This is a genomic window from Vreelandella sp. 162(4c) (genome assembly GCF_058152265.1).
On the sequence record NZ_CM176981.1, the window covers coordinates 112,371 to 124,341 of the forward strand.

Below are 11,971 nucleotides of genomic sequence, written 5' to 3' on the forward strand. Positions count from 1 at the left end.
GCTAAGATGACTATTCCTTACCCTGAGCATGTCACCGTGGTGGTAACCACTTTTATTACCGTGGTCATTGCGGTGCTGCTTCACTATGAAGCCCTGTGGCTTATCTCGCACCAAATAGAAAAATCTCGAAGACCACATCGGCAACGCATCCTGGCGATGGCGTTTGGGGTATTGATGACCCACGTTGTCGAAATTTGGCTATTTGGCATCACTGGCTGGTGGCTTACCGAGCAATTAAGCATTGGTGCTTTACATGGGTATGACAACTTCAACATCCTTGATTATATCTTCTTCACTGCGGTGACCTATACCACCGTGGGCTATGGCGATATATATGCCATTGGGCCGGTACGTTTTCTGTACGGCACGCTGGCTTTAACAGGCTTTGTATTGATCACTTGGTCAGCATCATTCACTTTTATAGAAATGCAAAAGCACTGGCGAGTTGGAAGATAATCAGCTTCGTTACGCGCTCTAGGGATCCGGCATGTTTGAAGTGGTTATTCTATCGGTAGCGTTTATCTTTGGTATCGCAGCACGACAGCTAAGTTTACCGCCACTCGTGGGGTTCTTATCAGCAGGGTTTGCACTCAATGCCTTTGGGCCCAGTATTGGCCTCCCAAGTGATGCGGGCCCAATGCTTGAACACCTTGCCCATCTAGGGGTTCTGCTACTGCTGTTCACCATTGGTCTTAAACTCAATATCCGCAGCCTGGCAGAACCCGTTGTGCTAGGAAGTTCCTTTATACACTTGGCAATTACCTGCCTGTTGTTTACATCTGGTTTTGTCATTTTTCTATCGCTGCCCCTGGACAAAGCAATTCTGCTGGCCACTGCGCTGTCTTTTTCAAGCACGGTATTAGCGGCCAAAGTCCTTGAAAGCAAACGCGAATTACGCGCCCTACATGGCCGAATTGCGATTGGCATTCTGATTATTCAAGACCTTGTGGCTTTAGCCGTTCTCAGCATCTACAGCGGCAACTCCCCTAGCCCCTGGGCCGTGCTGGTTTTTTTGGTGCCGCTATTAAGGCCAGTACTTTATTGGCTTATGAACGCGGCGCAGCACGATGAATTACTGGTGCTACTAGGCGCCGTATTAGCCATTGCCGTTGGCGGCATGGGCTTTGAAGCAGTGGGTTTAAGCTCAGAAGTAGGAGCCCTGGTCATGGGCCTACTGCTGGCCAAACACCCCCGTGCGCAAGAATTATCCAAGGCGCTCTGGGGGCTGAAAGAAGTGTTGTTAATCAGCTTCTTTCTGCAAATAGGCATGGCTGGCTTACCTGATCAAGACGCACTGCTATTTGCGGTTATCCTAGCAGTTCTGCTTCCGCTTAAAGGGATCCTGTTTTTTGCACTACTCATTGCCTTCCGAATCAGGGCACGCAACGCCTTTTTGGGAGGCTTAAGCTTGACGGCTTACAGTGAGTTTGGCCTGATCGTCGCTGCGAGCATTTTGCAAGAGTGGCTTGTTCCTTTGGCAATTACCGTTGCCTTGTCGTTTGTCATCGCCGCACCGCTGAATCGCATTGCCCATCAGCTTTTTGATCGCTGGGAGAAACACCTGCTCTGTTTTGAGCGGTACGCCCGACATCCTGACGAACAGCCTGTGGATTTAGGCAACGCCACCATCTTAGTGCTAGGCATGGGGCGAACCGGTAACGCCGCCTACGACTTTTTTACCGATAAAGGTTTGTCTGCCGTGGGCATCGATTCAGATCCCAATAAAATAAATACCCAACGGCATGTTTTTTATGGTGATATTGAAGATGTGGGATTTTGGCATCACCTGCATATTACGCAAATAACCGCAGTAACGCTGGCCACCCCAGAACTTGAGAGCAAGCTTATTGCCACCCGCGAACTGCGTAAAGCGGGCTTCACTGGCCACATTATTGCGGGCATCCACTTCCAAGATGAAGCCGAACCGCTGCATACCGCTGGAGTAGATCAAACGTATTTGCTGATGACCGGTGCTGGCATCGGTATTGCCGAGAAAACCTGGGAATGCCTGCAGTCGCCGCCGTTGTAAACGCTTAAGTAAATGGTGCTAACCAATTTGACGATGGCGCCAAAAACGCATCAGCCCCCCTGCTTGGGTGAGAAAAGCAGCGCCATAAAGAACCAGCAGGTAGCAACGAGCACGATCGCAACGCACGAGGCAATGCCCAACACCACCGAAAGCCATAGCCCGATGATCGTCGAGCTACCCTACACCCACGGAAATCAGCATCATGGTTTTAAAACGGTCGGTGAGCAGGTGTGCCGTTGCTCCTGGGGTGATCAGCATCGCCATCACTAAAATGATCCCCACCGTTTCCAAACTCGCCACGATGGTAGGGAAGGAGAAGTCGCATTCTCTTGCGCTTTGGCACTGGGCGCTTCGGTACAGGCTAGTGCAGCACTCAGCCATAGCGGTAGGCTCAAGGCCATACCCAGATTGCGCTTACTCATTGTCTCTCCTTTTTTGTACATGACCGATAAGTAGACTGCAGCTCAACAAGAAAGCATTGTGCAAATAGTTTAGCCTTGGCTAACAATATTGCACAAAAATACGTTACTATCCCAGCGACTATCCAATGATTGTTCCCACTGCTTCCGATATAATTTACCAATGACTGATTCTAATCCGAACGCCTCATTGACTGCCCCAAGCATCCCTGGAGATGCCCTGCCCCCTGTGGAGCAGCATGCCCAGCAGTATGCAACGGTGCGAAATGCCCACGAAACCGAACTGATTGAAGACTATGTTGAGCTAATTGGCGACCTGCTGGCACACCGCGGCGAAGCGCGCGCGGCGGACATTGCCAGCCGTATGGCGGTCAGCCAGGCGACGGTTTCAAAAATGATTCGGCGTTTAAATGAGCTGGAGTTGGTTACTAGCAAGCCTTATCGCTCGCTGTTTCTAACCGAAGCGGGTCAAAAAATGGCGGAAACGTCACGCGCCCGCCACGATATCGTGCTGCACTTTTTACGCGCCCTTGGGGTGAGAGATGCGACTGCGCGTATTGACGCTGAAGGCATGGAGCACCATGTGAGCGACGAAACCCTCGCTATCATGCAGCGCTTTACCGAACAGCAGCAAAACAGCTAACCCCACTACTCCTCATCAGTGGGAAAACGCAATTGATTCGCCTGGGTAATGGCGCCGTTCCAAATCATTTCCAAATAAGTGGTTTGGATAATGTCAGCAACGCAGCTTGGTGTCATCAGCGCCCAGTAGTTACTAGTTTAATAAAAAGTATCTGCAAACACAGTTTTTTACTCTTATTGATCAACCTTCTGTTACCTTGACGGGCATCCCCAACCGCCCGATGCCCGGCAATTTCAAAGCGGGTCGCATGACATCGATACCAAAGCTCAAGCCCAGGAGGTTAAGTTCAATGCCCTCCTCAAGCGCCAACATAATGCCAACCACCCCACCCAAAGACAGCTGGTAACCGCTGCCGCTGGGCGCAGCAGCAAAAACGCCATTGAAAATATAATCCTTACCAATAGCAGTTACCGGGAGCGTCACCTCAAAGCCTGGCACTTCGCGTATAACCCAGGCAATAAAGCTATTGCTGTTCGGGCCAGGCCATACTCGATAAAGCTCAGCTTGTGGGTAGTCAGCGGCGGCGGCCTCTATCTGCGGTATTATCTGTGCAGCCACCTCGCCGCGATAGTCAGCCAACAGTGTAGGAGGACTGCCAAACCAGGCTCGATCAGGCGTGTCGATTGAAGACACCACCGTGGGACGCCGCCAGCTCAACACCTGATGCAGTCGGTAACTATCGGCGTTTTCAGTCTTGGTCGCAATCCAGATATGCTCGCCAAACGCTCCGCGCCAGTTATAAGCCCGGGCTGAATATACCTGAACGACGGCTTCAGCGTTCACCGCTGGATCAGGCGCTATGCCAGCAGATGACCGATCCAGCGACGACCAATGCCCATCGGTCGCCACCTGATTACTCGCCAATAGCCAAACAGGCCCCGCTAACAGCAACGCTAACAGCGCCACTAGACTATGAAGCCAACGCAGTAGCATTTTCATCGCATTATCCGTAATTGGAGATTATCTGTTTATTACCGCGATAGCTCAATGGGTGCAAGTATAGATTCCAACGACGCCATGCGCTCTATAGAGTATGATCAATAGTACAGTAAGCTACTTTTCAAGCACCACTTGAAAAATTAAAGAAAAATTTAATCGAGTAGGAAGGGGAGTCGCCTCCCCTGTCCTCTCACACCACCGGGCATACGGTTCCGTACCACGGCGGTTCATGCAGAACGTTTAAGCCATCTTACCGTATCCAGTACCGAGATCAGTCCCTGGTCATAAAACCATTTCCTCGGCAGGGCCTGATTCATGTGCGAAGCCCCGGCATTCCACCAGGGGCCTCGACCGTTCCCCGCCGATTTCCAGGCGCGGTGCCCGTCTAGGCCTAGCCCTCGCAGCTTCCGACGCCGAGTCGATGGGCGTTTCCATTGTCGCCAGATCAGGCCGCGTAAGCGCCGCCGTATCCATTGATCCAGTGCTTCCAAGGGGCGTTTCACATCAACAAGATTGAAGTAGTTAGCCCATCCTCGTAGGACTGGCCTCAACCCTTCGATTACCCGTTGGATGTTACGCCCCCTGCCACGTTTCAGGATCTCACGGACACGCTGCATCATGCGTGTCAGGCTTGTCTTGGCGAGCGTCAGTTTCGACTGCTTGTGCCGAGTGAGGCTGTAGCCCAGATATCCGCGTAGCCATGGCCGATCCACCGCACTTTTACGGCGATTGACCGTCAGCCGAAGTGAGCTCTCGAGATACTCACTCAAGCTGCCCATGACCCGCTCGCCTGCTCGTCGGCTCCGTACATAGATTTGTACATCGTCGGCGTAGCGGCAGAAGCGGTGGCCTCGGCGTTCCAACGCCTTGTCCATGTCGTCCAGCAGGATGTTCGCCAGTAGCGGGCTGAGGGGCCCGCCTTGGGGTGTCCCCCGCCGCCTCGGCGTGGGCAAGCCATGCTGGAACATACCCGCCTCCAGATAGCGACGGATCAGACGCAGTACACGCTTGTCGTCAACGCGCCGCGCGACCCGTGCCATCAGCAGGTCGTGATTCACTCGGTCGAAGAAGGCTTCCAGGTCAAGATCGACCACCCAGCGGTGACCGGCGGTGACGTGGGCCTTCATGGCCGAGACGGCCTGCTTGGCGCTCCGCTTGGGGCGGTAGCCGTAACTCGACTCGGAGAAGCCCGGGTCGAAGATCGGCATCAGTACCTGGGACAGCGCTTGCTGGATTAGGCGGTCGGTAACCGTGGGAATACCGAGCTGCCGCGTCCCACCCTTGGGCTTAGGGATCGTGGTTGCTCGGATCGGGCTGGGGTGGTACTGATCGGCCAACAGCCGCTCGCGCAGCGTTGGCCAGTACTGCTTCAGGTGGTCAGCCAGTTGATGCACCGTCATGCCATCGACACCCGGTGCGCCTTTGTTGGCCACCACCCGACGGTAACGGTGATTTTCAACCCAGTTGTCCAAATGGCTGCACTTAAGCAGCCTGTTTATTACGCTCGATTTCCTGCACTTTCCCTGGGTTAAGCGACACTGAACCAGTGACCTCCCAGTTTCGGGTGCTGCCCGACCAGCGTTTCGGATATCGGCGCTTAGCGCTTTCATAAACCGCTTTACGGCGTTCAAGCCGTTTTCGATCAACACCACGATGCCGGTCAGCTGGCGTGACATATTGGATGCCACTGTGAAGGTGCTGTTCGTTGTAAGCCCGCTCGAACACCAACATCCATTCTCGTACCGCGCTCAGCGATGTAAAGCCCTTGGTGGGCCACGCTGGGCAATATTTGACGGTACGGAACAGTGATTCCGAGTAAGGGTTGTCGTTGCTTACTCTCGGTCGACTGTAAGACATCAACATCCCTAGCTCGGTTAACCTCGCTTTGAGTGTATAGGACGTCATTGGCGCCCCATTATCCGAGTGCAACACCGGTGGCTGATGCCAGCATTTCTCACGCAATAAGGCACGCTCCATCAGCTGTTTAGCCAAATCGCCCGCTTCCGTCTCATGAACTTCCCAGGCAATGATTTTGCGGCTGTAGATATCCATGATCAGGTAGAGATACCAGTGCTGGCCTCGTACAACGGAGGCGCAATAGCTAATATCCCAGCTCCAAATCTGGTTCGGCCCTGTCGCCGTAAAACTGGTCGGCGCGGGGACTGTGCGGCGTGCTTTCGTACGGCCACGATGGTGCTGCTGGTGATGCTTTTTCAAGACCCGATAAAACGACGATTCGGAGGCCAGATAGACGCCGTTGTCTGCCAGTAAGGGCACGATTTGAGACGGCGGCAAGCTCTGATACTCGGGACGATGACAAGTGTTCAAAATGGTCTGCTCTTCCTCATGCGTCAGCTGATGCGGCTGCCTGCCTTGTGCCGCCTGTGGACGCTGATCCTCAACAACAGTGCCACACTCAGATCGCCAACGCTTTAGTGTGCGCTCGCTTACATCGATAATACCGGCTGCTTGATAGCGGGAAGCACCACCCACAACCGCTTCGTCAAATAGCGCGATGAGCCTTGCACGTTCGTCGAGCGGCGTTAGTCGTCCTCGCCGCTGTCGGGATCTTCGCTGTACAAGGCGTCGAGCTTTTTTGAGAGCACCAGTAACGACGTCGTCTCTGCCACTACCTTGTCTTTGCGACGTACTTCCGCTTTGAGCTGCTTGATGGTCTTACGGTCTTCTTTACGCTGCTTGTGCGCCGCTTTTTCCTGATCTTCTTGCCGACCAGCGCCTTCGAGGCAAGCCGCTTTCCACTGTTGAATTTGCTCGGGATAAAGGCCTTTTTCGCGGCAGTAAGTGCCAAGCTCCGCCTCTGACAGGGTGGCGGTTTCGATGACCACGGCTAGCTTGGCGTCGGGCGACCATTCGCTGTCGCCTTGGGTGTAACCCGGCACAGGCACTCCTTTTACTCGACACTGTTTTAACCAACTATACAGCGTCGCGTCAGAGATGCCTTCCTCTGTCGCTACCGATGCCACACTGTGATTATGGGGTGGTAACAACTTCTTCAGGACGGCTGCTTTACGCTCTGCAGAATAACGTGGCACAAGGACTCCATGCCGCTCCCTCTGGATTAGATTCAGGCGATATCACCAACCGGACAACAAGGCTGACAGAGGGGGGTAAGCTCGCTCCATGTTTTCCGGGTCAACGACCCGTTCCATGAGCGAGGTTGGCTCCGCTTTCGTCCACGATAACGACGCCGGGCTGGTCTCGACGCTCACCGGCTGGGACTCGGGGTACTGCCCCTGCCCCTCTGGGTGAGTGACGGTATTAGCGTCATGGTCTGTCTTCATGATCGATCCTCGAGACGTTATCGCCTACTCGCGGTTCTTCATGTTCGGCCCTTGGTGCCGTGGTGAACCGGCACTTACTATGGCCTCGGCTGACGTCTGGTGATCCCTCCCGTCGCCTCTCGACGACGGTAGCACCGTGGCAGACCACCAGACCTCCCAGGGTAAGACGCGCGACCTTCCCGCTTATGCCTGTCGGATTTACATCATGGCGTTCCGTGCAAGTATCGGGCTTTGGTGAGTGTAGCCACCTTACCCCGCCATGACGCCTCGTATCCGCTTCCTGTTCGTCAGGCCAGCGTTTTGCCTCGGGCTGCCTTCAGATTCCCCCTCGCGAGGGACACCCTTGCCGTCGGCTAGCACTTCCCCTTGCAGGGCGTGCAGGGGACTTTCACCCCCAAGTCATCCTGAAGCACCACCCCCAGGAACAGCGCCGGTCAAGGCGCTGCGCGCCATGCCTGGCGCACTACCAAAAAACCCTCCAAGATTTATGGAGGGTTTATATTTTATTAACCTTATACAGAGTTAACAACATTTCATTTTATTGATCAAGATCTCTCGGGCTTTGCAATACCTATTAGCAAGGCTAACTTATAAGTAGTTGAGTAAATCTTAAAGTAATAACACAACAAATATGCCAAAAACTTTCTAGAAAATGAGAGTCCTTTTCTACCAAAAATATTTAACTGTCTTCGTGGAGGAAAATAGCCTTTAAGAAGAATTAAGAAAAAGGTATTTTTAGAAGCATTATTTTTATTGCATACTTCCCCACCGATCACCCTTTTGCGTTTTTTAAGCATAGCTTTCATATCGGCACGAGCAGGATGATTTACAATAACGTCTGGAGCATACTCAATAGATATACCTTTATCTTTTGCTCGCCAGCCCCACTCATTATCGCCTCCTGACATTAATGTATCGTTAAAAAGCCCAACCGTATCAAAGTGTTTCGCCAATGTAATCATATTGGCAGTTGCTGCTCCTCCAGTCTGAGCATATTTTTCCTGATCAAAGGCAAAAGCCTTCTCATAAATTTCGACTAGGGTAAGCTTATCAGACTTAAAAAAAAGCTCTATTTTTCCTGCTATTCGCTCTACGCCTTTATCAAAATGGTTAATAGCAGCTTCCAACCAGTAAGGATCCGGAATACAATCCGAATCAGTAAAAGCAATAATTTCACCTTTCGCCAATTTTAAAGCTGCATTTCTTGCAGCATATGATCCCGGCTTTCCCTCTTTAATGATACAGAAATTGTGAGGCAAAGAGAAATCAACAGGTGGTGTATCCTCTGGTGCATTATTTACAATAATAACTTCAAAATCATCCTGGGGAAATGTTTGGTTTTTCAAAGCATTAACACACAGCTTCAATCGAGCCCAATCATGATAAGTAGGCACAATTACTGAAGCTCTTGGGCTGCTAACCTTCGTAACCCCACCTGCATCCTCTATCGCACTTTTACATTTCACCGCTTTTTCAAATTCATAAAAAGACATTTAGTTGCTCTCCCCGTAATTATTAAAAACCTGAAATAATTGACGTCTGATGCTCAAGCGAAGTTTTCAGGCTTGGGGTGATATATTCCAGATAATTTCGTGTCAGGTGGTGGGTATCAGACCACATCAATCTTTCATCAAAATATGCCGGACATAATCCCTCAACACAAATTAATTCGGTAAAGTCTATGGAGATAAACAGAGGTATTTCACCTACATACGCATCTGCAGGATTAACAGATAGCAACACTTCTTCAATGGGTCGAGCGCATAGGCTTGCCTCATGACGGTTCTTCCAAACGCAATAGCTTGGATCACTTTCAAACCAAGGATTATCTCTTATACCCATTACTGGAATACCTAAAGCAGATATTTCCTTCCATTTTTCCACATGTCCAGCAGGAACAAACTCAACAGGATTCCCTACTACTAATCTATTATCACGGGGACGATTCGACCTCGTCGAATTTGTTATAACAAGATCAGGGGACAGGTCACTTAAATAATCAACAATATTTTCATTCCATAACTTACAAGTATCATTACCTTCCACAATTTCATAGCCAAGGGAACAAGAATTCTTTATGATACTTATCACTTTAAATCCATATTCATTCCCTAGAATTGAGAAAAAAGGCTCCCACTGACCTATATGTGACCCGCCTACGAGTGCGACTACATTTTCTGAAGAGGTATCTCCAAAATAACAAGATGAAATTTTGGACTCTGTAATGACCGTAGCACAACCATTATCTCTGTCCATGGTCTCGCCTAAGTCATTAGAAATGGCAGTAACATACCCATAGTTCAAATTGGAAGCATCGTCTTGTATAGAAATCTTACCGCCCTCGAATGCAGATTTTTTAAAATCAACTTTTACATCATGCAGATTTTCAATATAGTATTTAGCACCCAATCCAAGTGTAACCGAAGGAATGAAAAATGAAAAACCTGCAATATAGGAGATACAAACCCTAGACTTAGGTATTTTCCTAAAAGGCTTTTCAATCAACCAGGTCGTAATACTAGCCAGCAAAACTCCTAATACAACAATGGTCATACCTTTTACAACGCCTAAATTTGTTGTTTCATAATAGTGCTGAAAAAAAACCAATATCGGCCAGTGCCAAAGGTAAATGGTAAAAGACATGGCACCCAGCATGACAAGATATCTATTTGACAACAACCTATTCACCAGTGTACGTTTTTCAGGTTCGTTTCCTGAAATAATGATAAAAGCAGCTGAAACAACAGGAAATAGCGCGACATATCCAGGGAAATTCCAGTCGCTAGGAAATGCTATACCGATGCTAAAGAGAATAAAAACACCTAGAAAAGAGATGATTGATGCCGTTTTTTTATTCAACTTAATATAAGGAATAAATATAGCAACCAAGACACCGACTAGAAACTCCCAGACTCTTCCCAAAGGATTAAAATAGGCTGTGTTAGGAGTAAAATGCGTAGAGACCAACGAGTAAACAAAAGAAATAAAAAAAACTATAGAAACTCCCAACATTAAAGGTATCAATGATTTCATTTTGTTTGAAATATACAATAGTGGCCCAATAAGCAAAGGGAGAAAGGCATAGAATTGCACTTGAATTGATAGCGCCCAATACTGTTGAAAAGGGCTTGCTGGGTCTCCAATTTGTAAGTAATCAACCTCTCTTCTTATTAGCAATAAGTTTTCTAAATGCCCTGCGCTAAAAATAAATTCATGTATTGTAGCCACCCAGTAAACAGGTGGTACAAAAAAATAACTGAGAATGAAAGTCGTTAAGAGTACAACATAAGCGGATGGAGCCACCCGTTTAATAATTCCTCCCCAAAAATGAAAGGGCTTTATATTACCATCCCTTGCATACTGACGAAGCAACATTCCGGTCATTAGAAAACCAGATACAACGAAAAATACATCGACACCTCCAGATACCTTCTGAAACCAGATATGGAAAACAAGCACCAGCATCGCGCCGATGGCACGAACTCCTTGTATATCCTTACGATACTTGTTATCTAGAGTATAAACATCAAACGTTTTGTTCACTTCTATCCTCCTTAATAAATAGCAAAAACATTCAACACATCTACCCACAGATGCCCTTGAGGGCCTCCAGAGGAGAGTTTAAAGTCTGCGTAAAGGAGTTTTCGGCAAAAATAGATAATTTTCTTACTCATCAACGGGTATTTTCTAGAAAAACCAACCTCGAGTTAAATCAATTAGCTCCTAAGTAATCATTCATTAGTATTTTGATAAAATCATCTATGTATTTCGTATTCACTTGCTCACCATCTTCAGCATTAACCGTTAACACTGGTAGTCCTCTTTTCTCAAATTCCCCCGATCACTTTTTTTCTTTTTTTTGAGCTTTTCTACAATATTCAGCAATTTCATATTCATGTTTATTTTTATAATATGGCAACAGGTTAGGTTACCAGTCTTCCTATAACACATAAGAATGCGCTCCGCTATAATTTCTGGCCGAGCGGTCATATACACAATAAACCTTTTTTCCATCAGCTTACTAAATAAAGCCTTATCCTTTCCCCAATTATCACTAATTTCATATCTGAAGTGGTGAAAAAGACCTTCGTCTATTACCAACACAGTCGGAATTTTTTTATCTTCAACATATTTATCTCTTGCTCTTGGAGTAATAACGTACTGGGAATACTTAAACCTTTATTTTTCATTCTCCAAACTTATTAACTTGTAATCTAAAATTCTTTTATAAGCACTATCGATGTTCGTATTACGTTGTAGTCTGGCAATCCACAGTTTTGCAAGAATCAAACCTTTAATTAACCTCTTTTCTTCCATATAATCTATCAGAGTACTCTTTCCCACCCCTGGACACCCTACAACTTCTATAAAAAGTGATTTATTTGCGTTCTCTATCTGATAATCAAAGACACCTTTCACAAAAAAATGCGCCTTATACTTAAAAGTACGCAGTTGACCTAACCAGTTTTTTGCGATGAATTCTAATTGTGTCATGGCCAATCACCTAATAAGGAAAATGTTGCATAGATTTATTATTATTCGCTGAGATATGCTGACGTCAGACAGGATAGTTAGTGTTAGCGATACAACAGTTACCGCGAATCCTCTGAGAATTGCGCCGTTATTTAGACAGTTTACT

11 protein-coding genes and 1 pseudogene are annotated in these 11,971 nt (G+C 48.2%); 4 read left to right on the top strand and 8 right to left on the bottom strand.

What is annotated here, in order from left to right; all coding sequences use genetic code 11:
* Window positions 1-6: 6 nt before the first annotated feature.
* From AC4EYZ_RS00545 to AC4EYZ_RS00555, 3 genes and pseudogenes are all read left to right on the top strand, one after another.
* A complete protein-coding gene (locus AC4EYZ_RS00545; RefSeq protein ID WP_022523676.1) occupies window positions 7-456 on the top strand; it encodes a potassium channel family protein in 450 nt (149 codons plus the stop codon).
* Window positions 457-487: 31 nt separating this feature from the next.
* Window positions 488-1,495 (top strand): annotated as a pseudogene (locus tag AC4EYZ_RS00550) (cation:proton antiporter domain-containing protein); the annotation flags it as partial.
* A gap of 138 nt (window positions 1,496-1,633) precedes the next feature.
* The gene (locus tag AC4EYZ_RS00555) at window positions 1,634-2,029 is read left to right on the top strand and encodes an NAD-binding protein (RefSeq protein WP_370657682.1); all 396 of its coding nucleotides are present in this window, start codon (window positions 1,634-1,636) and stop codon (window positions 2,027-2,029) included.
* A gap of 174 nt (window positions 2,030-2,203) precedes the next feature.
* On the opposite strand, the gene AC4EYZ_RS00560 is transcribed toward AC4EYZ_RS00555, so the two are convergent.
* The gene (locus tag AC4EYZ_RS00560; protein WP_022523678.1) at window positions 2,204-2,410 is read right to left on the bottom strand and encodes a metal ABC transporter permease; all 207 of its coding nucleotides are present in this window, start codon (window positions 2,408-2,410) and stop codon (window positions 2,204-2,206) included.
* Between the two features lie 201 nt (window positions 2,411-2,611).
* Here AC4EYZ_RS00560 and mntR point away from each other — a divergent pair, with 201 nt between their 5' ends.
* Window positions 2,612-3,091: a manganese-binding transcriptional regulator MntR gene (gene mntR / locus AC4EYZ_RS00565; RefSeq protein WP_022523680.1), complete on the top strand. Its 480-nt coding sequence runs from the start codon at window positions 2,612-2,614 to the stop codon at window positions 3,089-3,091.
* Window positions 3,092-3,271: 180 nt separating this feature from the next.
* Here the strand turns inward: mntR and AC4EYZ_RS00570 are convergent, their stop codons facing one another.
* The 7 genes from AC4EYZ_RS00570 to AC4EYZ_RS00600 form a co-directional block, all read right to left on the bottom strand.
* Complete coding sequence (locus tag AC4EYZ_RS00570; RefSeq protein ID WP_022523682.1) at window positions 3,272-4,030, bottom strand: DUF3750 domain-containing protein; 759 nt, start codon at window positions 4,028-4,030, stop codon at window positions 3,272-3,274.
* A gap of 227 nt (window positions 4,031-4,257) precedes the next feature.
* The gene (gene ltrA / locus AC4EYZ_RS00575; protein ID WP_490204069.1) at window positions 4,258-5,502 is read right to left on the bottom strand and encodes a group II intron reverse transcriptase/maturase; all 1,245 of its coding nucleotides are present in this window, start codon (window positions 5,500-5,502) and stop codon (window positions 4,258-4,260) included.
* Between the two features lie 10 nt (window positions 5,503-5,512).
* Window positions 5,513-7,083 (bottom strand): IS3 family transposase gene (locus tag AC4EYZ_RS00580; protein WP_238326102.1). Its coding sequence is split into 2 segments (ribosomal slippage): window positions 5,513-6,630 and window positions 6,630-7,083, totalling 1,572 coding nucleotides; the frame shifts between segments, so codons are not numbered across the junction.
* Window positions 7,084-7,125: 42 nt separating this feature from the next.
* Window positions 7,126-7,332, bottom strand: coding sequence for a hypothetical protein (locus AC4EYZ_RS00585; RefSeq protein ID WP_490204070.1), 207 nt, complete (start codon window positions 7,330-7,332; stop codon window positions 7,126-7,128).
* A 545-nt stretch (window positions 7,333-7,877) separates the two neighbouring features.
* On the bottom strand, window positions 7,878-8,825 hold the full coding sequence (locus AC4EYZ_RS00590) for a glycosyltransferase family 2 protein (RefSeq protein ID WP_022523683.1): 948 nt from the start codon (window positions 8,823-8,825) through the stop codon (window positions 7,878-7,880).
* A gap of 22 nt (window positions 8,826-8,847) precedes the next feature.
* Window positions 8,848-10,875 carry an acyltransferase family protein gene (locus tag AC4EYZ_RS00595; protein WP_022523684.1) on the bottom strand — a complete coding sequence of 676 codons (2,028 nt, stop codon included), beginning with the start codon at window positions 10,873-10,875 and terminating at the stop codon, window positions 8,848-8,850.
* A gap of 636 nt (window positions 10,876-11,511) precedes the next feature.
* Complete coding sequence (locus AC4EYZ_RS00600; protein ID WP_022523686.1) at window positions 11,512-11,826, bottom strand: hypothetical protein; 315 nt, start codon at window positions 11,824-11,826, stop codon at window positions 11,512-11,514.
* Window positions 11,827-11,971 lie beyond the last annotated feature (145 nt).